Below are 24,460 nucleotides of genomic sequence, written 5' to 3'. Positions count from 1 at the left end.
ACTACAGCGCACCCTTGGTTTATGTTACTCCATACCTTGCCCGGAGCATGTCCGCCATCTCGAGGACCTGCTCCCGGGTAGGCAGCAGCACGGTCTTTTCATCCAGAGGCTCCTGCTTCTGCCGCTCACGCACCACGCGCTTTACCCCTTCAATGAACCGCTCTGCCGTCATGGTGCCGGACGGTTCCGTCAGCTCAGCCAAGCTTGCCATGCTGTTCTCCGTAACGCGTGGATAATCCAGCGCTTCCGAGCCCCCGGAGGCCCTACGGTAAAATTCCCGCACCCGTGCGGCCATCTCTTGCCCTTTCCCTTCCACAACGACGAAGGCTTGAATGACATAGGCCTTGGCCTGACGCCGCTGGGCGATGCCGCAAAACTTACGGCCTCCGATGCTTAAATCGTAATCTCCCGGGCAATACGCTCCCACAATCTCGCCCTTAGCCACGTCGGACTCCGATAATGCTCTGGCAATCAGCCGATACATCCGCTCGAAATCATCGTGGAAATCAAGCTCGCCTTGCCGTTTGGGCAGCACTAGGGACACATTCACGACGCCCGAGTCCAGCGGCACTGCCGCCCCACCGGAATTTCGGACCGTGGCCGAGTAGCCCTCCGACTCCAGCCAGCGTATCGCTTCCGCCGCATAAGGCAGCCTGCTGTCCCTGAGTCCCACGACAAACGCCTTCGGATGCCTCCATAAATGCACCAGAGGGACTCCGCCCTCACCCACATGCCTGCACAGAAGCTCCTCCAGCGCGAACGGATACAGCACATCCGGCTCCTCCAGATGTGCTGTACGATCCCATAGTAACATGCTGCCCGGCAGCTGAAGCGCTGCCTCATCTTCCGCTTTCCGAAAGGTATTCCCCTCAAGCTCCCTACTCATGCGTAACTGCCGCCCCCTGTCCGTCTTGTCTATTCCTTATTGTAAGGGGCAGGCCCGCGGCAAGCAAACACCCGATGTCTTACGATTGGCGACATCGCTTCACTTTCGCTCTTCGATGCCTTCGATCTTCGCTTGCCCCCAAGGAGCCACCTTCAGCTTCACCGTCAAGCGATCCGCCTTATCCTCAAGCACCTTGCCCGTATTCTCGGGCACGTAATAACGCTCGATACCGTAATCGACCCGGATCTCCTCGTCCCAGCTGTAATCGACGCGGCCCTTAATGACGACCTCGCCTTCGGCAACCGCCGGCTCCGACCGGTAAGCCCCAACAACCTCAGCCCATTCCATCGGCCCTTGTCTAACAACTACATAGATCGGCGTTCCCGGCTGCGGAAGCTCTCCCCCTTCCTTCCATAACGAAGGAGAAAGCCTGCTGATATCATAGCTAAGCGTTACATAATCCCCGTATAAAATATCTCGCGGATCCACAGGCACCGTCTTCAATCTTACATCCTGACCGAACCAGCCGACCGCATAGTACGATATCGCAATGCCCGCGAGCACGAGCAGCTGCAGCATCGTCGAAACCGTCATCCACATCGGACGTCGCCTTACCGTCACGCTCTCCCTATTCATGCTCTTTGTCCTCCTTCATCTGTTCGAAGAACTGTTTTTTCCTCCGGTTTAGGAACCAGCTAAGAAGCAGCAGAAGCAGCCCTCCCAGAATAAAAAACAGCGATTTGTCCATAAAATCCCATGTCAGCTTCCCGTAAGCCACCATCGTGCTAATAATGAACAAGAAGGTGCCTACATTGATTTTAAAGCGCCATTCCTCCAAATACCCCTGCCATAATACGTAGAAGGAGAAAAAGAACATCGCCAGTAAATACAGCACGCTCATTCCTTCCGGCAAATAAAAGAAAGGAGCAAGGAGAATCCATTCAAACGCACCTGCCGCCTGCTTTTGCCGAAGCTTGCCGAAGAAGGAGACGGCGAATAAGACGACCAGAAGCACCACATACCACGGCGAAATGAGTATCGTGTTACGCTCCATGCCATAACTGCCGCCGGTATACGCCTCCGGGAACAGCACCATCACCAGGGCGAAGCCAAAGGCCAGCGCTAAAGGGGCCGTTTGCAGGGCGAATGCCGGCCTGCGTTCCTTCCACCAGTCCCCAAGCACATACAGTGCCATCACAGGCAGGAAGGCCCACACGAACCTGAAATCCTCCGCCCCTACCCACATGATGGATTGAAGCACGAAGCTGATGCTGAAAGCCGACATCAGCTGCGAATCAGGCCTTTTCCACAGATAGCCGCCTAAGCTAAGCGCCATCAGTACGATCGAAGTATAGCTGAAGCCGTGAAGCTCGGTTGATGCATACCACTGAGCTATGGTAAAGAGCAACAGAGCAATCAAGTATAAATACCTGCTCCGATAAATCCACGCGAGACCTGCACCCGCACAAGCCCATAGGATGAACGTTCCCGCGTTATACGCGATCAGATGGAACATCTGGCCGATCAAGACCATGGAGGCTCCGAAGCTGACGAGACCTAAGCTTACCAACGCCAGGCCGAGCCGGTCCTGTCCATTCCGGATCAGCTTCTCCCCCGCTCCGTAGAAGCCGGCCATAACCGCCATCATCATGGCAAGACGGAACAGCTGCGGAATCTCCTGCCAATTCGCCGCGACAAAGCTTAAAATCCCTAACCCTACCAGCAGGCTTCCGAGAATCGGAAGCAGCCCTACAGCATGCTTTTTATCTTCATACAAGCGTGTAATTTGCTCCACCTGTTCGCGGGTGACGATTCCCTTATCCACCCAACGCGGGCCTTCTTTCTCCACCCATTTTCTGCTCATCCTGCTCACCCCTTATTCAACTTGCCTGTAGAGGCAACCTGTTATATCTCCAGTATACAGCTGTAGACATGGAAAAAAAGTACTATCTTTTTCTAGTACCTGTCAATTTGCCGCGTATTCGCGCAGAACCTGAAAAAACCGGCCTCATCCCTTCACGGATGGACCGGTCTTCTTCAGCCTTCTTCTCACACTCGCTCGATTACTTTATCGATCAACCCATAAGCTACCGACTCCGCTGCGGTCATATAGTAATCCCGATCCGTATCACGCTCGATCTTCTCCAGCGGCTGTCCGGAACGTTCGGATAAGATCCGATTTAGAATCAGACGGGTTTTAAGAATGTGCTGTGCCCGAATGTGGATATCGGCCGCCTGCCCTTGCGCTCCTCCCCAGGGCTGATGAATCATGACCTCGGCATTTGGCAGCGCCAATCGCTTCCCCGGAGCCCCTGCGGCAAGAAGGACAGCTCCCATGGAAGCGGCACTGCCGACACATATGGTCGATACGTCCGGTTTGATGAACTGCATCGTATCAAATATGGCGAGACCCGCCGAGGTCGATCCTCCGGGAGAGTTAATGTATAGGTGAATATCCTTCTCAGGATCCTCTGCCGCCAGGAACAGCAGCTGCGCAATGATCGCATTGGCCGAATGGTCATTTACCTCCGTACCCAGGAACACGATCCGATCCTTCAGCAATCTGGAATAAATATCATAGGAGCGCTCTCCGCGTCCCGTTTGCTCCACAACCATAGGCACAAATGTCATTTTTGGCACCTCCGTCACAATTCATTCAACTCCCTATGCTGCCATACTGCAAATATCGGCGTTCTTTCCTCTGTTGCTTCCTCCGGTGCGTCCGAAGCCTGATGTGACGATCAGCAGCCGAACTGGCTCTCTGTCTTCGTCTCCAGGGTGAAGCAGCCTGCTGGATACCAAATCTTCTTCTGACGGCATCGGCATCCCTCCGTCCCTCTTCCCTTCCTTCACGGCGGACCTTTTCAGCAATACATGATCTTTGTCGCTCATGTCCGATCTCCTCCTTCACCCGGCTTAGGATAGGCAGCCAGCAGCACCCGATAGGCCGCGGCTCCTTGCTTCCTTGCATGATACTTATTCACCAGCTGCTCCACCATTGCTGCATATTCCTCGATAAAGGCTTGCCGCTCCTCCCCATCCTTGAGATGTACCTGAAACTGGAGCGTAGCGCTTGGTGTTTCCGCAGCTGTCTCCGCCTCCTCCATCAGCATCACGGCATCCTTCTTCATCTGCTCCGCCGTTGTTACGAGCTGCAGAAGCGATCCATGCTCCTTCAGCCGTTCCAAGGTCTCCGGCGGCAGGCTGAGCGACTCCGCAAGGATGAAGGTTTTGGCTATGGCTTGGTACAGCACCTCGACCAAATTACGCACCTGCCGAGTCCCGACTTTCCGGATCAAGCCCACCTTCTCCAATGCCTTAAGATGATAATTCATCCGCTGCGGGGCCTCTCCGAGCGCTCTTGCGATCTCTGCGGCGGAGGCAGGCTCGGCAAGTCTGGAAACGATATCTGCTCGAAGCGGATGCAGCAAAGCGATTGCCTGCTCCGGGGATTCGACCATTCGGCTCTCTTGAATCTCAAAGGTCACCACGACCAACCACCTAACACTTTTTCTGTACGTAAAAATATTTTATTACGTTATACTTCGTTTGTCAAACACTTCCAAGCGGAACCCGGAGGACAAACCGGTTATTCTCTCCAGTCCGAACGCATACATATGGGGAGTGTCCTGAAGAACGGAGGTGCAGATCCTTGCTCAAAAAAACGCTTGCCGTACTCCTCAGCTCCTTCTTGATCTCCACTGCGGTCCATCAGTTCCTTGTGCCCTTTCAAATTTTGGACGGCGGCATGATCGGTATCGGCCTCATCCTCAATTATGTTCTCGGCTGGAATATCGGAGCCGTTATCCTTGCTTGCAGTTTCCCGGTGTATGTGCTCGCCTGGTTCTACAATCGCTCCTTTTTTTATACCAATGTGATCGGTCTGCTGATCTCCGCCGTATTTCTTACGTTCTTCCAACCGGTTTCGTTCACCTTGCAGACTTCGCCGCTGTTCAGCGCAATTCTCGGGGGGATACTGATCGGTACCGGGATCGGCGTGATGCTTCTGAACGATATCACTTCGGAAGGATTGGACCTGTTTGCCCAGCTTCTGTCCAGAATATTCAAGATGAACGCAGGTATGCTGATCTACCTGTTCGACCTGCTCATCCTCACCACCGGGATGCTTGTTCTTCATCAGAAGGAAGTGGTATTATCACTTATAACTGTGACGGCAGCCGGACTGTTCTCCACCCTGATAACCTTTAGAAAATATGCAGCTCCTCCCGTCTCCTAATTCACTCAGCCAACGAGGGGTAGTACAGATGATCCGTGTATTAGCTGTGAATCAACGTCAAGAATTGCTCTCCGGGATCACCTTGGAGCAGATAGGGCAACGGGACGATATTGCCTGGTACTGGGTGGACTTATCGGATCCCACACCCGAGGAGACCTCCGTTTTGGAGCATCATTTTCATTTTCATCCGCTGGCGATTGAGGATTGCCTTCATCTGCTGCAGCGTCCGAAGCTGGAGCATTACGAGGAGGTCCATTTCTTCGTCCTGCATGCGCTGGAAACCCCTAGCCTGAAGGCCTCCGAGGTGAATTTGTTTCTGGGGCCTGCATATTTGGTTTCGTTCCACTACGACATATCTCTCGAAGTGGAGGAGGCCTGGAAGCGGATGAGCGAGCAATCCACTCTCCGTGCCAGAGGCCACATTCACGCGGCTTACCTGATTATGGACAAGATTGTGGATCACTACTTTCCTTGTGTTTATGAGGTGGAAGACCAGCTGAACGAGATCGAAACGAAGCAAGCCTCCGTACAGGTGCTGATGAAGGAGGTTTTCGAGGTTCGCTCCAGGCTGCTGAAGCTCCGCCGAACGATCGTTCCGATGAGGGAGCTGCTGTATCGGATCACGAATTCCGACCGGATCTCCGGCTTAAAGGACCAGCTGTTCTATTTCACGGATATCTATGATCACCTGCTGAAGCTGGGAGAAATCATCGAAACGAATCGCGAGGTTAGCTCGGACATGCGGGACAACTATATATCTCTCAATTCCAACCGGGCCAACACCATAATGAAAACCTTAACCGTCATTACGACGATTTTCATGCCGCTGACCTTTATTGCCGGCATCTATGGGATGAATTTTCAGTACATGCCGGAGCTGACATGGAAATGGGGATATTTTGTTGCGCTGAGCTTCATGCTCGGTATCGGTCTCGGAATGTTTTCGTGGTTTCGAAGAAAGGGATGGTTTGATTAATTCTCATGTTTTCCCTTCTTGTCGAGCATGCTATAGCTAATACTGAACCTATACAGGTTGAGGAGGTTATAGCAGATGCTAAAGCTCTTTGCAATGATTATGACGGGTCTCCTCTGGTGCACGCCGGTTTGGGCGCAGCATCAGCAGCAACCGGCTGTGCCCGGCACTTATGCCGGTGCCGGGCTGCCCTGGTCTACCGCGGCTCCCCCCCAGGTAATCCACGGACCCGGAATCAAAATTGAAGCGGACGGACGCCAAGTGGATATGCTCGGCATTTCCGGCGGGCGCTGGGGCGCCACCGGCACGGCCGACGAGATGTACCGGATGCGTGCCGCCGGAACGGAAGATTCGACCGGCAGCAGGGTTTCGATCGGCTGGTTGGGCTTGCTCGGCCTTGCAGGAGTGCTCGGGGCTCGGCTTCGACGCCGGGGGCGCTAAAATTTCGCGACGTACAGACATACAATGAAAAAGCAATAAACGAGCCTGCACTTCGGGTACCCGTTTATTGCTTTTTCATTTTCAATTCTCCCCCCTTGATTTATAATCAAGGTAAAGATCGTAAGGGGTTGTCGAATGTATGGTATCAAGACGCAGCTTTATCAAAAAAATGCTTGGACTCCTGGCCTTGGTTTCCGGAGGGGGAGCTGCTGTATGGGCAGCCACCCGCAAAACGTCCGTAGAGGCGGCGGAGCCCGGCCCGTTACCTGTCAAGAGAGCCGGGGCCGTTGACGGAACGCCGAAAACTCCGCTGCTGTCCTTCTTTTTACTCAGCGATCTGCATATCTCGGTAAGCGAAGGCTCCATGACGGAGAGGCTTCATTATGCGCTCAAGGATATTTCGAGCTTCGAATCCGGCGTGGACGCCCTTTTGCTCGGCGGGGATCTGACGGACTTTGCACGCGATTCCGATTACCGCCTGCTGAAGAGCATTATGAGCCAATATACGCTTCCGCCGGTGTATGCGAATATGGGAAATCACGATTATTACGATATTTGGCTGACCCGTACCGGGGAGTTTTCAACGGAGACGGCTCCTAACGGCAAAACCGACGCGATGAGCCGCAAGCGGTTTATGGACTTCATCGGTTATCCCGATAAGCCGTATACTGACGTTTGGTTGAATGGCGTGCATTTGATTATGCTCTCTCAAGAGGCCTATTTCGAGGAAAAGCCGGAGGTCGGCGAAGGCGCATGGTACTCAGATGCCCAAATGGCTTGGTTTAAGCAAAAAATGCAGGAGCACGACAATAACCGGAAGCCTGCGATCGTCTTCATTCACCAGCCCCTGCCGGATCCCGGGACGGACGGAGGAACGCACCGGCTGGTCCGGGCGAAGGAATTCCGCGCGATCCTTGAGCCTTATAAGAACGTATTTGTGCTATCGGGGCATTCCCACCGCACCTTTTACGGGGAGGAGCATTACAACTGGCAAAATTCCTTCCATTGGTTCAATAACGCCTCCGTCGGCCGTACTCGAGCTGCATCGGGAACGACGGCGCAGGGCATGTACGTGCAGGTGTACCCTCACAAGGTGGTTATTCGCGGACGCGAATTTGTCGACCGCAGCTGGATCCAGGAAGCCCGCTGGGATATTCCGCTGCTATAGGCAGCTAATGCGCTTTGCTTCCGTAGCCACCCGGCGCGTCCAAGTGAACAAATCGCAGCTTTCTTGCCGACTTGCCGTTTCTTACATCAGAGGAGGAGGACACGGAGAAAACCTTCAGTCCCCTCCCCTGCTCTTGAAGCACCTTCTCTACCCTGCTGCGGGTCCAGGCGTCCTGCTCCCAGTCTGCCCTCCAGTCTTCCCACAATATCCCCTCAATGTAAGGCGCGGCGAGCTCCAGGCTGTTGAAGCCCCTGTTTTGAATCATCGGAATCGGCCCGAATCGCCCGGTGATCTGCTGCAATAACGTTCGGTAAGCTTCGCGCATCTCTTGCCTTACCCCCGGATGCTTCACATACTCGTCGATGTCACCGACCGTGTCCAAGAAAATCCCATCCAGCCCATGATCAATGACAGAGCGCTGTATTTCCTCAAGCAAAACATCACGGTATATCGGATCACGTAAATCCATCAAATAAGAATCCCACTCGGTAAAATGGACCTTTTGACCGTTCGGCTGATAATAATGCGCGGGAGCCAGCCGCTGCATTCGTCCGGTATTCCATACCGGCGACTCCATTACGCTGATATAACCGATCAGCATCGTACCGGCGGCTTGAAGCTCTTGTATTTGTTCCTTGGTGTATGCCGTCGGCTCAAGGATAGCCATATCCAGCTTCTTCATTCTATTCATTGCTTCGAAGGTTGAAGGGCCGTAGTAGATCGTATAGCTGTCTACCGATGACAAGGGACCCTTGGCTGCACCAAGCTGGGGCCGCACACCTAAGAACGAAAACCCGAGCCAGATGGTCATCGTCATTGCCAAAGCGAGCTTTCTTCGATTCATAATCGGCCCTTCCTAATTTTTTCATTGTTTATGTAGGAATTTTAAAGATATTGTCGAATAAGAAAAGCATGCAGTCGAACTACTTAACCTTAGGTGATACGTGTTGTGAATTTATGGAATCAATTATTTATTAATATGTGCCTTCTAATCACCCCATTGCTGCTTTATCAAGTGTTTTGGGTGGATCGTGCACCGAACCATACGCAAAGAACCAATCAGACGGCGTTGGCTGCCACCTGCGGGATCATGATGCTCCTTTGCATGTCGTTCCCCTTCGAGCTGTCGGCGGGGTTCAAGTACGACTTGAGATTTATTCCTATCGCCACCTGCTTCCTATATGCGGGAATGCGCCATGCGCTTGCACTCTCGGTCCTGCTGCTGCTGTACCGTGTAATGATCGGGGGAGCAGGGATGTATATGATGCCGATCGCTATAGTGCTGGACCTCGTCATGCTCTCGTACTATAAACGGCATATCTCCACTCAGGCAACAAGGCTGCAGCAGACCTTGGCCGGAGCAGTCCTCGGAATCCTAATCGCCCTCATATCCGCGGTCACCTCAGTCGGGTTGCGCATGTGGCAAGGGCCGGAGCTGGTTGCCGATGACCTGAAATTCTTCAGTCTCTTCATAGTCCTGCACGGATTCACCATGGGCCTGGTGACGTATGTCATGGAGCAGATAAAGCACAATTGGATGCAGCGCAGCCTCACGCAGCAAAGCGAAAAGATGAATGTGCTTAGCGAACTGGCCGCTTCCTTCGCTCACGAGATTCGCAACCCGATGACGGTAGCGCGCGGCTTTGTCCAAATGATGAACCAGCAGGAGCTTCAGGAGGAGAAGCGGCAGATTTATACGCAAATGGTGCTCGAAGAACTGGAAAAGACCCAATCCATTGTTAACGATTATTTATCGTTCGCCAAGCCTCAATTGGAAGCCATCACCTTGGTGGATGCCGGGAAGGTGATCCTTCATGCCGCGGAGTCGCTTCATGCTTTTGCGGAGCTCCGCAATGTTGAAGTCGAACTGCACCTGAGCGATAAGCTGATGATCAGCGCGAATCCCGAAAAATTTTTCCAGTGTATCGTGAACCTGTGCAAGAACGGCATTGAAGCCATGCCCTCAGGAGGCAAGCTGCAAATTAACGGAGCACTGCAAAGCCAAACCGTATGCATTGATATTATCGATCAAGGCGTCGGCATGACGACAGAGGAGATCAGCCGCCTTGGGAATCCTTTCTATTCCACGCGCGGCAAAGGAACCGGCCTCGGGATGATGGTTACCTACCGAGTCATTCAAAATATACAAGGCAGAATCGATGTCACCAGCGAGGTCGGACGCGGCACGTGCTTTTCCCTGCTGATTCCCTCTCTAAGCCATACCTCATATCACTGAACGGCTAACAAATCCATTACCTCTTTAAACAGGGTAGTGGATTTGTTGCTTACTCCCTCCGGCCGATTCTGAATCAGCACGGCAACGGCATATCTCGGCTTCTCGGCTGGGCCGTACCCGATGAACCAGTGATTTTCCCCGGGCTTGCCGTTCGGAAGCACAATCTGGGCCGTACCGGATTTGCCCGCAACCTCCCATGACGCACTTTTCAGTGCACTGCCCGTACCGTATTCCACTACCTCCTCCATCCACTTCAGCAGTTGTTTGGCCGTCGAGGCTTTAATCCGTTTCATCCCCGTATCCAGTGCTTGCTTCGCAAACGCTTCATAGAGCCTGTCATTTTGAAAACGGATTTCACTCACGATTCTTGGAGATTGTACGCGCCCCTCATGCTGCAATGTAACAACCAGATTGGCTGCCTGAAGCGGAGTCATTCTTACATCCCTTTGTCCGATAGAGGTTTGCACGATCACGCCATGGTCCTGTTGATCGGTTGCTGCCGCGAACACTTGACCCTGATCCTCTGCGTCCCACTGCCGGAAGGAGCCGATGCCCGCTGCGTCTCCCCTCCATCCCACAGGCTCCGTCACGCCAAGCCGCTTGGCATATTCCTCCAGCTTCGCTCCGCCCAATCGTTCGGCTACTTTGGCGAAGACGATGTTACAGGAATGGGCATACGCCTCCTCCAGTGTTAACGTGCCGTGGCCTTCCTTCTTCCAGCACGTGAATCCATAACGGCCGAGCTCACCGTCGCAATGAAACGTTTCGTGTGCTCCCACTACCTTCTCTTCTATCGCCGCCGCTGCGGTAACCGTCTTGAAGATGGATCCGGGCACGGCAGATTTGGTCGCCCGGTTGCTCCATCCGCCTTGCGAGAGATCAATCCGCTCAGGATTATAGACCGGCTTGCTGGCCATGGCCACCACGTCCGCCGTCGCCATGTCCAGAACGACAACAGCTCCTTCCTCGATCTTAAGCCGTTCCATTGCCTGCTCCACTTTTTGTTGGATCGGCAAATTCAGCGTGGTGACGACCTTCAGGGGGTAGTACCGGTTCTCCGGCTGATGGATACGCACATTTAATCCGGCCACCGGCCTCTTGGCGCTATCCGTAAATAGCGAAACGGAGGTCACCCCGATGCCGCGCAGCCAGGGCTCGAAGGTTTTCTCCAGACCGGCATTGCCGATCTTGCTGCTCAGCTGCAGCTCGCCGCTGTGCACCTGATTCGTGAACAGCCGGTTCATTCTCTCCGGATTTTGACTGATGAAGCCGATCACTTGAGACGCTGCCTGCGGAGTGTGGTAACGGACACGGTACGGCATGACGCGAATGTGCGGAAGCCCCAGCGCAGTAAGCTGATCCGCCTGCTTTGGACTAAGCGCCGCAGGCTTTCCCGCTTCGGACCATATTTGCGGCGAGGCGACCAGCTCTAAGTAATGGGTCCAGCGTTCTGCCGACACGCCAAGAATGGCGCCTGCCTTCTTGATCTTTGCCACAGTGGCCGGATCGGATCGTTCCTCCCGGTGTATGGGAAAGATCGTCAGCACCGAAAGCGTTTCGCCTGTTAACGAGCGGCCGTCCCGGTCATAGAAATCTCCTCTTCCGGTATCCAGTACAATGCCCTCTTCCCGTTGAATGACGGAATTTTCTACCAAATCGATATTGCGGTCGCTAAAGCTTCGGGAGGCGGCGATCTGAATCCAGAAGAGCCGGGCATTCCATGCGAGCAGGATGGATATGACGATGAGCAGCACGATAAACAACCGGTTTTTGGGTATCGTTTCATTGTCCACGCTTGTCTCGCCTCCTCCTGCTATCAGTTCCTTCATATTTCCAGTATGAGCAGAATTGTCTTCCTGCAAACCATGGCACAACAAAGAGAGGCTGCCTCCCCAAGCTGACCCTTTCAGCTTAGAGAAACAACCTCTTGTAACCATCATCGTTTCATTAGACTTGGAATTTGGATAACGAATCCTGAAGTGAGTTCGACAGCTCCTCCAGCTTGTCCGACAGCTTCACCAGACCATTGCTGATGCTCATCTGCTCGGAGCTTAAGGAGGCTACCTCCTCCGATGTCGCAGACGATTGCTGCGCTACGGCACTGACATTGGCCATTGCATCGGAAAGCACGTTCTGCGATGCATCCAGCTGGCTGATCGATTCCGTCACTTCGGACAGCTGCTGAATGAAACCGCCCATATGCGTCTGTACCTCTTTGAAGATCGTATCCGCTTCTTTTACCGAGAGGATTTGCTCTTGGAAAATCGGATATGCCTGCGACAGCACGTTGACCGTTTCATCAATTTCCCGCTGGATCGTTTCAATGATCTGCCCTACGATGGCAATCGATTGACGCGATTGATCCGCCAGCTTGCGGATCTCATCGGCAACTACCATGAAGCCTTTGCCTGCAGCTCCAGCTCTAGCCGCTTCAATCGTGGCATTCAGCGAGAGAATGTTCGTCTGCTTCGTAATATTGCCGAGCACATCGAGAATTTTCACGATGGAACGTGTGCTTTCCTTCAGGTTATCTACTTTCTCAACCATCGATCGGGTCATTGCTTCCGTTGCATTCGTCTTGTTGATCAGCTCGGACATATACTCGATCCCTTGCTCGGAAGACTTCTGCACCGTAGAAGCGGAGGTACCCATCTCCACGTTGGACTGTACCACGTTTTTCATTTGAATCCCGATATGATGCGTCAGCTCATTGCCCCGCTCGGATTCCACGGCCAAGCTCGAAGCCCCGCTTGCGATCTCCTCGGTTGCCACGGCGATCTCTCTTGCGGAGGTCGCGGTCTTCTTGGAGGCATCGGAAAGCTCCCCGGCCGTTTCAAGCACTTCTCTGGCGGAACGGTTCGTTTGCTGGACCAGCTGCGTAATTTTCTCCATCATCTGGTTGAAGCTGTGACCCAGCTGTCCAATCTCGTCACGGGATTGCACGATCATGCGAACCCGCAGATTGCCCTGCTCGCCCTCTTTCATCAGGTCGCGAAGCGTGACGACCGGACGGCCGATCATGCGAGCAACAAAAAATCCGATCAACACAGCGATCACTGCGGCAATCCCCGCCATAACCCAAGTCATATTCGAGATGGCCTTTGCGTCTTTTACCAGCTCATTGACATGCATTGCGCCAAGCAGGTACCAGCCTGTTTTGGACGATTTGTAATAAACAATCTGCGTATCCTTGGTATTATCCAGTAACGTGGACGAATCCTCGGACAGCTGTTCCTTCTGAATTTGCAAACCGGAATTTTTCGCAATTTCATCCTGTTTATTACTCCACACATTGAGAAGCTGTGGCGTTACCACAGCGATCGTTCCATCCTCGCCCATATCGATATCGCCCAATTCCTTGGTAAGCGTATCAAGATTAATCTCCATCAGAAGGATAGCCTGTGTGTTGTTCGTATTCGTGTTCTTGAGAACGCGACCGATAGCGAAGGTCGGTGCGCCGCTTCCTGCCGCCGACTCTACAAAGCCCTTCGTCCGGGATTCGAGCCAGACCGCACGGCCGTTGTTTTCCATGATCAGCTTAAACCAATCCGCACCCGACACAAGATCCTGGCTGACATTGCCGCCTGCCGAGCTTACTGCCTCGCCGTTGGCACGGAACAGGTGCAACGCCTTGAGGGTTTTATTGGCATAGGAGTATACGTTCAGCTTATCGCCGATCTTCTGCCGCAGCTGCAAATAATCGTAGCTCCCCTTGTTCACATTGTCCATTTCCGCGAGCTGCTTCTTCAATTCATCGTCCAGCAAAATTTGCATGGAAAGATCTTCATATTGACCGAACATCAGATCGAGCTTCTGACCTGCCTGCTTAATCGTTTGGAGCGAGGCCTCCGAAACTTTCTTCTGAATGACCCCTTCCGAAATATTGTAGGACGTTAAGCCCACGGTCAGCACGAAAAACAAGATGCTGATAAAGAAAATAATGAAAAGCTTCATGCCCACCGACTGCGCAGGGTTTTTCAATAAGCTGTCCGCTCCTAGCGCCTGTCCCGACGCCTTTGTCCCCGCAGCTGCTCCGCCTCTTTTTTGTCCGACTGCTGCGCTTACCGATGCTGCTGCTTTCTTAGTTCTCTGAAGCCACTCGCCCGTCACGGAACGCCAGTTCTTCACAGGAACCACCACCCTGATCTGTTAATTGATGTGTTTGCTCGATATGGAGGATTCAGCCTTTGCCACTGTACTATTCGACACATTCAGCTAAATCCCTTCAATAAATCGTTTTCATTTCAAAAATTTTACTGCTGACACCACCTATACAGGAAAATAGTCCTTGATATGTATACTTATTGATTTCGACATAATTCTTCTTTTCCCTTTATTTGCTCGGCATCATTTTTTTAAAGCCTCACGGTAAATGCTTCCATAACTGTCATATAAGCGTCCTCGGCTTGAATGATTGCCGTTTTCCCGTCATACATATGGAACAGATTACGCTTTGCCTAAAAGGAGCGGAGCCGCCGTGAATGATATGCTGTGGGACCCTAACGAATGGAACGGATTCGAGCACCGGCTGATCGAGCGCCAGTCGCCCGACGGAGCCTGGCGCTTCTGCTTTGAATCAGGAACCTTAACGGAGGCCTTCCTGATTATTACCGTGCGCTGCCTGGGAATGAATAACCAAGACGGGAATATCGCCCGATGGTGCAGGAGGCTGCTCAGCTGTCAGCAAAGCAGCGGAGCGTGGAAGCTGTATGCCGACGAAGAGGAGGGAAACCTTGCCGCATCGGTGGAATGCTATTATGCGCTGCTCTTTTCGGGGCTCTATAAGCCGACAGACGAACCCCTAACCCGTGCTCATGCCTATATATTATCCCGAGGCGGCTTGGCCTCCGTGAACAGTCTGCTGACCAAGGTGCTGCTTGCGGTAACCGGTTCGTATCCTTGGCCCCGTCTTCAGATACCGGTCGAGCTGCTGCTGATTCCCGATGAAGCGCCTGTCAGCTTTTACGACTTTGTCGGCTTCTCGCGTGTTCATATGGCTCCCGTCCTCGTCCTTGCCGATCGTCGCTTCGTGCTTTCCACTCCATGGACACCGGATATAAGCTCGCTTCATCCGAATCGGGAAGGGACGGTTTCCCCGCCCGAAGCACCCCAAATGCGCTCAGGCTCCTTCCTGCAGCAGGTTCAGGAGCAGCTGGCGAAGCTTGCTTCGTTCCCGGAGCAGCTGCATCGCAAGGCATTACACGAGGCCGAACGATTCATGCTCTCCCGGATCGAAAGCGACGGGACGCTGTACAGCTATGCCAGCGCTACCTTCCTTATGATCTATGCGCTTCGGGCATTGGATTACGCCCCTGATCATCCCGTGATTCTTCGAGCGGTTGAAGGACTCCTGTCGTTAGCCTGTCCTTGCGAGGACGATCCCCATATCCAGAACTCAACCTCCACGGTTTGGGACACCGCTCTCCTTAGCGGCGCACTGCAGGAAGCGGGAGTGTCTCCCGAGCACCCTTCTCTCGCCCGCGCTTCGGACTATCTATTGTCGCGGCAGCAGCATAAGCTGGGGGACTGGTATCTCCGTAATGCCAACGCCTACTCCGGCGGATGGGGCTTTTCCGATATCAACACGATCAATCCCGATATCGACGATACGAGCGCCGCACTGCGCGCTCTATCCCGGCTGAGGCATAAGGAGCCCTTCCGGGAAGCTTGGAACCGCGGACTTCATTGGCTCATCTCGATGCAAAATGACGACGGAGGCTGGCCGGCCTTCGAGAAGAACACCGACCTCAGCCTGCTTACCTGGCTGCCGCTTCCCAACGCCGCAGACGCTACGATCGACCCTTCATCGGCCGATTTGACCGGAAGGACGCTGGAGTTTCTCGGCTCCTATGCAGATCTTACCATCAAGCTGCCATTCATTAGCAAAGCCGTAGACTGGCTCCTCAGTCACCAAGAGGGAAACGGCTCGTGGTATGGCCGATGGGGCGTCTGTTATTTGTACGGTACTTGGGCAGCCGTAACCGGCATGTGCGCCGTCGGGGTGCCGTCAGAGCAGAGAGCCGTCGGCAAAGCGGTATCCTGGCTCTTGGAGCAGCAGCTTCCCGACGGCAGCTGGGGCGAATCGTGCCGAAGCGATGTCGTGCGCAAGTACGTTCCTCTCGGCTTCGGCACGCCGAGCCAAACGGCTTGGGCGCTGGATGCCCTCGTCGCCGCCCATGAGAGGCCTACGCCGGAGCTGGTGAAGGGACTGAAGGCGCTGCTGCGGTTTATTAAAGAGGGGAAGGAAGCAAGCCCTGAGGCTTGGGCCTATCCTACCGGTGCAGGCTTGCCGGGCTTGTTCTATACGCGTTACCATAGCTACAATTACATTTGGCCGCTGCTAGCAGTTGCGCATTACCGCAGAAAGTTCGGGTAGTGTCGGAATGCCTAAGCCTGATGCACACGAAAAAGCCGCTGAACACGGTGACTAAGTCCCCGGTGTCAGCGGCTTGCTTCAGCTTATTTTTTGCCCATCTTCTTACGCATGATGTCGTGCGGATTTACCGGCTGCTCCACCTTCATGCGAATCAGCTGCAGCGGGTGGCGTGCCGCATCAAGCGAAGCTCCCGCTTCGTCCGTAATAGCCGGGACCGACTGCTTGAAGAAGGTGCCCTTCGGTCCGAAAAACTCGACCTCCTGCCCGGGCTTGAAGTGGTTACGCTGCTGGATCAGCGCCATTCCCGTCTCCGCGTCGTAATCCATAACAACGCCGACGAAATCATAAGGCGCTGCCTTCTCCTCCGGTTCGAAGATGTGGTCCTCATGGCCCGGATCCTCGAAGAAAAAGCCCGTATTCAGCGGACGGTTGGCCGCCTTCTGAATTTCGTACAGCCATTCCTGCTTCAATTCATAGCCGACCGGATCCTCGAAGTAAGCGTCGATGGCTTGACGGTACGCATTCACGACGGTCGCCACATAGTGGACGCTCTTCATCCGGCCCTCGATCTTGAAGCTGTCGACACCGGAGCGGACCATCGCCGGAATATGCTCAATCATGCACAAATCCTTGGAGCTCATGGAGAAGGGGTTATCGCCCTCTTGGAAGAGCGGCAGCTCCTTGATCCGGGCAGCCTCCGCCTCCACAGCATCCTCCTCGGTCGTAAACAAATCATATTTCCAGCGGCACGACTGACAGCAGCCCCCGCGATTCGAATCCCGATCCGTAAAATGGTTTGACAACACGCAGCGGCCGGACCAGGAGCTGCACATGGCGCCATGGACGAATACTTCGATCTCGATATCGACGTTCTTCTTGATGTCGACGATTTCCTCCATGTTCGCTTCCCGCGCCAAAACGACCCGGTCTACGCCCTCTTCCTTCCAGAACTGCACCGCTTGCCAGTTCATCGTCGATTGCTGCGTGCTTAAATGGATTTCCAGACTTGGCGCTACCCTCCGGCACGTCTCAATGATGACAGGATCCGCTACAATGATGGCGGCGACGCCCGCTTGCTCGATCCCGCGAAGATAATCCTCCAATCCCGCCAGATCCTCATTATGAGCATAAATGTTCGTTGCTACGAACACCTTGGCTCCATACTTCTTTGCGAATTCTACGCCTTCCCGCATTTCTTCGAAGGTGAAGTTATCCGCATTCGAACGTAATCCATACTGCTGACCGCCGATATACACTGCATCCGCACCATAGTGTACGGCAAACTTCAGCTTTTCCAAGCTCCCGGCTGGTGCCAGCAGCTCCGGCTTTTCCAAACGAACTCGCTTGCCAAGGAGCTCTTCTTTGACCAAAGTCATAATCAATCACCTCTCTCCCTATTGAATTAATAAACCTGCTCTTTATAGAAAAATCCAAACGACAGCTCCCGCCGCGGATCCTGCAGCTCACGGATCGCGTCAACCCATTCCTCTTGAAACACATACCCCTCCGGGTCCAGAACGTAAGCGTCAATAGCCTTGCGGTAACTGCGAAGCACCGTTTCATTATATTCGACCGACTTCAGCAGCGATTCCACTTTAAAGCTGTCGATGCCGCCCTCCATCAGCTCATTCAAGCCTTCCAGCATACAAATATCATCCGAGCTCATCACATGCGTACCGCTGGCATCCTCGAAGATCGGAAAGCGCTCGTCTTTACGCTCCTGCTCGATCAGGAATAGCCCTTCATCCAGTCCCGTGCCGAGCTCCCTCAGCTCTGAGCGGCCCAGATGCTCACCGTAGTTGGTCAGCAGGCTGCGCTTGGAATGATAAATATTCGTAATTCCGTGTACCTGGGACTCCACTTCCATTTCATCGCCGAACTGCCTCTTGATCTCCAGCGTTTCCTCCAAGTTGAGCTCGCGGGCAAGCACCATCCGAGTCGCGCCTTTGCGTCCCCAGTAGCGTGCCGTCTCATAGTTCGTCGACGTCATTTCTGCATTCCAGTGCAGCGGTACGCCGCTTACTCCAGCCGAACGGAGAGCAATCAGCACCGCAGGGTCGCCGAATACAAACGCATCGACACCCAGCTCATGCATGCTTCTTACGTAATCGGTCAGCTCGGCCAGCAGCCCGTTCTCCATGATGCGGTTGACGGCCACATACACCTTTCCGCCGCGCTCCCGAACCCATGGCAGGATGCCAGCCAGCTCCTGAGCGCTTACCTCCCCGGGCAATCGCAAGCCGAAGGCATGCACGCCTACAAGCACAGCATCCGCCCCAGCTTCCATATATCTCCGAATCTCCTCTACGGAGCCGGCGTCAATCAATAATTCCGGTTTCTTCAATCCGATCACCCGCTTCACTTTTTACTCTCAGCTATATTCTTCAAGTGCTCCTCGTAGGTTTCTGCGAACAGATGCCCCTTGCTGCCGTCCTTTTTCGTTACATAAAACAGAAACTTCGTCTCCTCGGGATAAAGCGCCGCCCGAATCGAGGCAAGGCTCGGGCTCGCAATCGGTCCCGGAGGCAGCCCTGTGTGCAAATACGTATTATAAGGACTTTCCACTTGCAGATCCTTCTCGAACAGCCTGTCCTTTTGTTTATCGAACAAATATTGAATGGTGGCGTCGATCTGCAGAGGCATGCGCTTGTTCAACCGATTGTGGATAACGCCTGCCACCAGCGGCCGCTCCTCATCCAGCACCACCTCGCGTTCGATCAACGAGGCGATCGTCATCACTTCATGCAAATTCAGCTTCCGCTGCGCCATCACTTGCTGCCAGTCCGCAGGCAGCTGCTGCAGCCGCTTGTCCAGCTCTTGGGCCATCCGGTCGAGCATGTCCTGCGGTGAAGCGCCCTTCTTCCATTCATACGTTTCAGGAAAAAGATACCCCTCCAACCGTTCCCGAATCGCCGGGTTGGCCGGAATTTGCCGAATGGCTTGTCCCTCACCGCCTTGATAGTCGCGTGCAGCCGTGACAAAGCTATCCGCATCCATGCCCAGCTCAGCCACCTTCTCTGCGATCTGACGGATCGTAAACCCTTCAGGAACCGTAAGGCGTACAGTTTCTTCCTTGACGGTCTCGCCGCGATTTAACTGGCTCACGATGGACTCCAGCTTCATGCCGGGATACATCATATATTCCCCTGCCTGAAAGCGGGTCCCTTCCCCCTTATATTTTACAAAAAGGATAAAGGCCTTGGCATTTCGAATAACATCTTTTTCTTCCAGCTGTGCAGCCAGCTCCTGTAATCCCGTTCCCTTAGGGTAGGAAATCCGTACCCCGGTTTCCGAGGCAGCCGTCGGATGCATAAGGGCACCCAAATACCAGACGAAGCCGCATAGGATACAAGCCAAGACCAGGACTGCGGAAAGAGCTGCTTTCCACCAATTTCTCGTTATATCAACCGCCCCTTTCGCGGCAGGCATTCCCAAACAAACGAAAAAGAGCGGATATCTCCGCTCAGGCTGTTCATTACATAAACAAGGTTAGCCTTACAACTTCTCGTCGTCCGGAAACGTCATTTCGTCATAGAGCTCGGAGACATTCTCCCATTCCTCGTCGTCCACAATCGATTCCAGCTCCGGTTCCCCCGCCGCATTACGGCCGACCCGAAAAATCTCGGGGCCCTCATCCTTCTGCGGGTTCTCCTTCTCCAGCACGGCATAGCCTTGATCGCCCACCAGAAACTCCGAAACGATGCGAAACACAACGGATTCTTCGCGCTCATCATACAAAATAATATCATCTCCGAACGCATCGCGCAACTGACGCGTCTCCTTCACGCTTGCCGCATCCATGAAACTTCCTCCCCACAGCCGGGTGCTACTTGGACTCTTCCTCTTCGCCGTTAAATTCTTCCATCAGCGTATTGAAGGTTTCTTCCACGATATTCCATTCTTCTTCGTTATCAATCGTGTAAAGCTGCAAATCGTCGCCGTCTTCTTCATAACGGAATGCATAGACTTCATCGGATTCCTCTTCGGCATCGACAGGTACAACCATCATGTACTTGGCGTCAGAACCGTCAACCTCGAATTTCATTATCACTTCGAACTCTTCTTCATTGCCCTCTTCGTCCGGGATAAAAATAATTTCCGGCTCTTCGTCTTCCAACAGCTCTTGACTCAATACTTGATCCTTGTCGGACATGGTCCCTCACCTCTTCGATATAGAATCCATATAGCCTTGCAAAATCAGCCCCGCCGCCATCTTATCGATGACCTGCTTGCGCTTCTTGCGGCTGACATCCGCTTCAAGCAGTGTCCGCGTGGCCGCAACCGTCGTTAGACGCTCATCCCACAGATGCACCGGCAATTGTAGTATATCTTGCAGCTTTTGGGCGAATGCCATGCAAATTTCACCACGGGGGCCAATCGTGTTGTTCATGTTCTTAGGGAGTCCGACTACCAGTTCGGTAACGCCGTACTGTCGCACCAGCTCCTGAATGCGGGCAAGATCCTTCTCCTCCGTAGTCCGGCGGATGACTTCAAGCCCTTGGGCGGTAAATCCCAGCTCGTCGCTTACCGCGATCCCAATCGTCTTATCCCCATAATCCATCCCGAGTAAACGCATAAGCTCTCCTGCCACGAATGAAATGAAGCGGCGAACGCTTCCGCAGGTCATCCCTTGTCACGCTCGCCGCCGTTAACGCTTAAGCCTTGTAATGCTGAAGGTAGGATCGAACCAATTCCTCGATCAATTCGTCCCGCTCACGCTTGCGAATGATGCTCCGTGCATTGTTATGCCTTGGAATATAAGCCGGGTCTCCGGAAAGAAGGTATCCGACAATCTGATTGATCGGATTATAGCCTTTCTCCTGAAGTGCGTCGTACACCGCCAAAATAACTTCTTTGGGTGAGGTTTCGATCTCTTCCGCTTTTACGTTGAATTTCATCGTTTTATCCATCGAGCTCATGTGTCGCACCCCCTCAAATACATCATACATTCTTATTCGCCGTTTGTCGAAAAATTCCTGTTGACAGGGAAAATTATTTTTGTTAAGCGCGGATCAGCTGCTCCACAGCTTGTAGTGCTTCCTGCAGCTTGGAGGCATCCTTACCGCCGGCTTGCGCCATATCCGGACGTCCGCCGCCGCTGCCGCCGACGCGTGCCGCCGTTTCCTTGATAAGCTTGCCCGCATGATAGCCCTTGGCTACCAAATCCTGCGTTACCGCAGCGACCAAGTTCACCTTGTCTTCGGAAACAGCGCCCAACACGATAATGCCGGAGCCGAGCTTATTTTTCATCTGGTCAACGATGTTTCGCAGACTTTCCATGTCAGCTGCGCTGACTTGAGCGGCCAGCAAGGAGATGCCGTCCACGCTCTTCACTTGATCGGTGAGAGAGCCTGCCTCAATCTGGCTCAGCTTGCCGCGCAGCGATTCGTTCTCGCGGGACATATCCTTCAGCTGGACATGCAGCGCCTCGATCCGTTTCGGAACGTCGGTAATGTTCGACTTCAGCAGGGCGGCGGCATCACGGAGCAGCTGGAGCTGGCCGTCCAGATACTGATAAGCGTTACGGCCCGTTACCGCTTCAATTCGGCGAATACCGGAGCCGATGCCGGATTCGCTGACGATTTTGAACAATCCGATCTGGCTTGTGTTTTGCACATGGCAGCCGCCGCAAAGCTCCAAGCTGTATTCGCCTACTCGAACCACCCGTACGACGTCGCCGTATTTCTCCCCGAACAACGCCATGGCGCCCATCGCCTTCGCTTCCGCAATCGGCTTCAGCGAAATGTCGACAGCGATGCTGTTCCACAGCTGACGGTTTACGCGTTCCTCGATGTCCTGCAGCTCTTCCGCTGTAATACTGCCGAAGTGGGAGAAGTCGAAGCGGAGACGCTCCGGAGCTACCAAAGAGCCTGCCTGGTTGACGTGATCGCCTAACACTTCTTTTAACGCTTTGTGAAGCAAATGGGTTGCAGTGTGGTTCTTAATAATATCCTCACGAACATCGGATGCTACCGTTGCCTGTACCTTGTCGCCCTTGCGAAGCACACCCCCGGCAACGACGCATGTATGCACATGCTGGCCGTGCGGCGCCTTATGCACGTCCTCCACGTTAAGAATCGTTGCACCGGACGTGATCGTACCGTGGTCGCTGACCTGACCGCCGCTCTCTGCGTAGAACGGGGTCCGATCCAGAATCACTTGGCAGGTTTCGCCCGTACCGACAAGGTCTACCATTTGGTTTTCATGGATTATGGCGAGGACGATGGCATCCGTTACCAATTCATTATATCCAACAAACTCGCTTTTAACCGTAAAGTCAGCCAGCGGTCCGCCCTGCACCTTCATGCTGTCGGTTTCCTGACGAGCGGCACGCGCACGATCGCGTTGCTCCTGCATGGCCTGGTCGAAGCCCTCGCGATCCACCGTCATTTCCTTCTCGGCAGCGAAGTCCTCTGTCAAGTCGAACGGGAAGCCATACGTATCATACAGCTTGAAGGCATCCTGCCCGCTGATTTGGGAGCTGCCCTGCTTACGGGCTTTCTCCGCCATTTCGGCGAGAATGTTCAAGCCGTCGGACAACGTCTCATGGAAACGTTCTTCCTCGGTGCGGATGACGCGTTCGATGAATTCGCGCTTCTGAACCACCTCAGGGTAGTAAACGCCCATAATCTCCCCGACAATCGGTGTCAGCTGATACAGGAACGGTTTATCCATGCCCAGTACCTTCCCGTAACGAACCGCACGGCGGAGCAAACGACGGATGACATAGCCGCGGCCTTCGTTCGAAGGCAGCACCCCGTCGCCTACGGCGAACGTTACGGTCCGGATATGGTCGGCGATGACCTTAAGCGCTACGTCATGCTCATCGTTTTCGTGATATTTCACGCCTGTAATTTCACAGGTTTTCTGAATAATCGGCTGGAACAGGTCCGTATCGAAGTTCGAGTCAACGTCCTGCAAGATCGAAGCGAAGCGCTCGAGGCCCGCGCCGGTATCGATGTTTTTCTGAGGAAGCGGAGTGTAGCTGCCATCCTTATTGTGATTGAACTGGGAGAATACCAGGTTCCATACCTCAAGGAAGCGCTCATTCTCGCCGCCGGGCCAGCACTCCGGATCGTTCAGATCGCCGTACTTTTCGCCGCGGTCGTAGAAAATTTCGGTACAAGGTCCGCAAGGGCCTTCGCCGATATCCCAGAAGTTTTCCTGCAGCTTGTAGATGCGCTCTTCGGGCACGCCAAGACGCTTCCAGTACTCCGCCGCTTCCGTATCCTCCGGATACACCGTTACAGACAGGCGGTTCGGATCGAAGCCTATCCACTCGGGGGAGGTGAGGAACTCCCAAGCCCACTCGATAACTTCTTCCTTGAAATAATCGCCGATGGAGAAGTTGCCCAGCATTTCGAAGAACGTATGGTGACGGCGCGTTTTGCCTACGTTTTCAATATCGTTGGTGCGGATACACTTCTGGGAGTTGGCGATTCTGGGGTTTTCCGGAACGATGCGTCCGTCGAAGTAAGGCTTCAGCGGCGCCATCCCTGCATTGATCCAGAGCAAGGAAGGATCGTTATGAGGTACGAGCGGCGCGCTCGGCTCGATATTGTGACCCTTGCTTTCAAAAAACTTCAACCACTTGGAGCGAATTTCACTTGCTTTCATGAGAATAAAACCTCCTGCTATTTTTAATTCTGTCCGGATGTACCCGACAGATCTGCATAACGCTATTTTTTCTTCTTAATGGAATACAAACTTACTGTCAACCAAGAGGTAAGGTGAAAATATGACGTTACACCGCCGGGTTTGACACCAGCATACCTGATACGCATACTGTAACGTTAAAAAATCATGTTATTACCCGCCAGATCGGGTCATCTCTACGCCGTAAAGTGAAAAAATAACGCAAACCCCGCAAGCCTGACGGCATAAAAAAATCGCCCCTATAATACAGGGACGATGTTAATCGCGGTACCACCCTGGTTACTGCACGTGTCTATCCTGCCCCACGCGCAATCTCCTTAGAACGGACGAATAACGGGTCCAACCGGCGGAGTTCATCCGCGCTCCGAAATGAGCGTTCGGTCATTCTTCTTCAGAAAGGCTTTCGCAGCGGTACGTCGTCCATAAGGACTCCGTCCAAGCCTTCTCTCTGGCTAAAGGGCTCTGACCTACTATAATTTCATCAACG

At 53.6% G+C, this 24,460-nt stretch carries 23 protein-coding genes; 6 read left to right on the top strand and 17 right to left on the bottom strand.

Going from position 1 to position 24,460, the window contains the following annotated elements; genetic code table 11:
- Window positions 1-19: 19 nt before the first annotated feature.
- The 6 genes from QMO62_RS01020 to QMO62_RS00995 all read right to left on the bottom strand — a co-directional run bounded on the left by QMO62_RS01020 (window position 20) and on the right by QMO62_RS00995 (window position 4,377).
- Complete coding sequence (locus QMO62_RS01020) at window positions 20-886, bottom strand: lipoate--protein ligase family protein (protein ID WP_284638030.1); 867 nt, start codon at window positions 884-886, stop codon at window positions 20-22.
- A gap of 99 nt (window positions 887-985) precedes the next feature.
- On the bottom strand, window positions 986-1,522 hold the full coding sequence (locus QMO62_RS01015; RefSeq protein ID WP_284638028.1) for a GDYXXLXY domain-containing protein: 537 nt from the start codon (window positions 1,520-1,522) through the stop codon (window positions 986-988).
- Window positions 1,515-2,750, bottom strand: a complete 1,236-nt coding sequence (locus QMO62_RS01010; protein WP_284638026.1) for a DUF2157 domain-containing protein — start codon at window positions 2,748-2,750, stop codon at window positions 1,515-1,517. The genes QMO62_RS01015 and QMO62_RS01010 overlap by 8 nt, the downstream gene beginning before the upstream one ends.
- Window positions 2,751-2,935: 185 nt before the next feature.
- Window positions 2,936-3,517 (bottom strand): ATP-dependent Clp endopeptidase proteolytic subunit ClpP, encoded by a 582-nt coding sequence (gene clpP / locus QMO62_RS01005; protein WP_284638023.1) that lies wholly within the window; start codon window positions 3,515-3,517, stop codon window positions 2,936-2,938.
- Window positions 3,518-3,550: 33 nt separating this feature from the next.
- Window positions 3,551-3,778: a hypothetical protein gene (locus QMO62_RS01000; RefSeq protein WP_284638021.1), complete on the bottom strand. Its 228-nt coding sequence runs from the start codon at window positions 3,776-3,778 to the stop codon at window positions 3,551-3,553.
- Window positions 3,775-4,377, bottom strand: coding sequence for a winged helix-turn-helix domain-containing protein (locus QMO62_RS00995; protein ID WP_284638019.1), 603 nt, complete (start codon window positions 4,375-4,377; stop codon window positions 3,775-3,777). Before QMO62_RS00995 ends, QMO62_RS01000 begins: the two co-directional genes overlap by 4 nt.
- 161 nt (window positions 4,378-4,538) lie before the next feature.
- Between QMO62_RS00995 and QMO62_RS00990 the strand changes: the two genes are divergently transcribed.
- The 4 genes from QMO62_RS00990 to QMO62_RS00975 all read left to right on the top strand — a co-directional run bounded on the left by QMO62_RS00990 (window position 4,539) and on the right by QMO62_RS00975 (window position 7,705).
- Window positions 4,539-5,123 carry a YitT family protein gene (locus tag QMO62_RS00990; RefSeq protein WP_284638017.1) on the top strand — a complete coding sequence of 195 codons (585 nt, stop codon included), beginning with the start codon at window positions 4,539-4,541 and terminating at the stop codon, window positions 5,121-5,123.
- Between the two features lie 28 nt (window positions 5,124-5,151).
- Complete coding sequence (gene corA / locus QMO62_RS00985) at window positions 5,152-6,099, top strand: magnesium/cobalt transporter CorA (protein ID WP_284638015.1); 948 nt, start codon at window positions 5,152-5,154, stop codon at window positions 6,097-6,099.
- Between the two features lie 75 nt (window positions 6,100-6,174).
- Window positions 6,175-6,537, top strand: coding sequence for a hypothetical protein (locus tag QMO62_RS00980; protein ID WP_284638013.1), 363 nt, complete (start codon window positions 6,175-6,177; stop codon window positions 6,535-6,537).
- 139 nt (window positions 6,538-6,676) lie between these two features.
- Window positions 6,677-7,705, top strand: a complete 1,029-nt coding sequence (locus QMO62_RS00975; protein ID WP_284638012.1) for a metallophosphoesterase family protein — start codon at window positions 6,677-6,679, stop codon at window positions 7,703-7,705.
- 4 nt (window positions 7,706-7,709) lie between these two features.
- On the opposite strand, the gene QMO62_RS00970 is transcribed toward QMO62_RS00975, so the two are convergent.
- Window positions 7,710-8,549 carry a glycoside hydrolase family 191 protein gene (locus tag QMO62_RS00970; protein WP_284638010.1) on the bottom strand — a complete coding sequence of 280 codons (840 nt, stop codon included), beginning with the start codon at window positions 8,547-8,549 and terminating at the stop codon, window positions 7,710-7,712.
- A 105-nt stretch (window positions 8,550-8,654) separates the two neighbouring features.
- Between QMO62_RS00970 and QMO62_RS00965 the strand changes: the two genes are divergently transcribed.
- Window positions 8,655-9,941: an ATP-binding protein gene (locus QMO62_RS00965; RefSeq protein WP_284638008.1), complete on the top strand. Its 1,287-nt coding sequence runs from the start codon at window positions 8,655-8,657 to the stop codon at window positions 9,939-9,941.
- On the opposite strand, the gene QMO62_RS00960 is transcribed toward QMO62_RS00965, so the two are convergent.
- The gene (locus QMO62_RS00960) at window positions 9,935-11,734 is read right to left on the bottom strand and encodes a peptidoglycan D,D-transpeptidase FtsI family protein (protein WP_284638006.1); all 1,800 of its coding nucleotides are present in this window, start codon (window positions 11,732-11,734) and stop codon (window positions 9,935-9,937) included. The two genes, QMO62_RS00965 and QMO62_RS00960, sit on opposite strands and share 7 nt — an antisense overlap.
- Window positions 11,735-11,888: 154 nt before the next feature.
- Window positions 11,889-13,895 (bottom strand): methyl-accepting chemotaxis protein, encoded by a 2,007-nt coding sequence (locus tag QMO62_RS00955; RefSeq protein WP_443690015.1) that lies wholly within the window; start codon window positions 13,893-13,895, stop codon window positions 11,889-11,891.
- 532 nt (window positions 13,896-14,427) lie between these two features.
- Between QMO62_RS00955 and QMO62_RS00950 the strand changes: the two genes are divergently transcribed.
- The gene (locus QMO62_RS00950; protein WP_284644820.1) at window positions 14,428-16,317 is read left to right on the top strand and encodes a terpene cyclase/mutase family protein; all 1,890 of its coding nucleotides are present in this window, start codon (window positions 14,428-14,430) and stop codon (window positions 16,315-16,317) included.
- Between the two features lie 83 nt (window positions 16,318-16,400).
- On the opposite strand, the gene QMO62_RS00945 is transcribed toward QMO62_RS00950, so the two are convergent.
- The 8 genes from QMO62_RS00945 to alaS all read right to left on the bottom strand — a co-directional run bounded on the left by QMO62_RS00945 (window position 16,401) and on the right by alaS (window position 23,934).
- Window positions 16,401-17,693, bottom strand: coding sequence for a peptidase U32 family protein (locus QMO62_RS00945; protein WP_284638003.1), 1,293 nt, complete (start codon window positions 17,691-17,693; stop codon window positions 16,401-16,403).
- A 26-nt stretch (window positions 17,694-17,719) separates the two neighbouring features.
- Entirely contained in the window at window positions 17,720-18,661 is a 942-nt protein-coding gene (locus tag QMO62_RS00940; RefSeq protein ID WP_284638001.1) for a peptidase U32 family protein, read from the bottom strand.
- Window positions 18,662-18,675: 14 nt separating this feature from the next.
- Window positions 18,676-19,746: an endolytic transglycosylase MltG gene (mltG, locus tag QMO62_RS00935; protein ID WP_284637999.1), complete on the bottom strand. Its 1,071-nt coding sequence runs from the start codon at window positions 19,744-19,746 to the stop codon at window positions 18,676-18,678.
- Window positions 19,747-19,812: 66 nt separating this feature from the next.
- Entirely contained in the window at window positions 19,813-20,118 is a 306-nt protein-coding gene (locus QMO62_RS00930; protein ID WP_284637998.1) for a DUF1292 domain-containing protein, read from the bottom strand.
- 25 nt (window positions 20,119-20,143) lie between these two features.
- Window positions 20,144-20,470 (bottom strand): DUF1292 domain-containing protein, encoded by a 327-nt coding sequence (locus QMO62_RS00925; RefSeq protein WP_284637996.1) that lies wholly within the window; start codon window positions 20,468-20,470, stop codon window positions 20,144-20,146.
- A 6-nt stretch (window positions 20,471-20,476) separates the two neighbouring features.
- Window positions 20,477-20,893 carry a Holliday junction resolvase RuvX gene (gene ruvX, locus QMO62_RS00920; protein ID WP_284637995.1) on the bottom strand — a complete coding sequence of 139 codons (417 nt, stop codon included), beginning with the start codon at window positions 20,891-20,893 and terminating at the stop codon, window positions 20,477-20,479.
- A gap of 79 nt (window positions 20,894-20,972) precedes the next feature.
- Window positions 20,973-21,236 (bottom strand): IreB family regulatory phosphoprotein, encoded by a 264-nt coding sequence (locus tag QMO62_RS00915; RefSeq protein WP_284637993.1) that lies wholly within the window; start codon window positions 21,234-21,236, stop codon window positions 20,973-20,975.
- A gap of 82 nt (window positions 21,237-21,318) precedes the next feature.
- Window positions 21,319-23,934: an alanine--tRNA ligase gene (alaS, locus tag QMO62_RS00910; RefSeq protein WP_284637991.1), complete on the bottom strand. Its 2,616-nt coding sequence runs from the start codon at window positions 23,932-23,934 to the stop codon at window positions 21,319-21,321.
- Window positions 23,935-24,460 lie beyond the last annotated feature (526 nt).

It is taken from the genome of Paenibacillus silviterrae, from assembly GCF_030167925.1.
GTDB lineage: Bacteria > Bacillota > Bacilli > Paenibacillales > NBRC-103111 > Paenibacillus_G > Paenibacillus_G silviterrae.
Note: the sequence above shows the minus strand (reverse complement) of the source record. Positions and strands in the feature narration are given on the sequence as shown.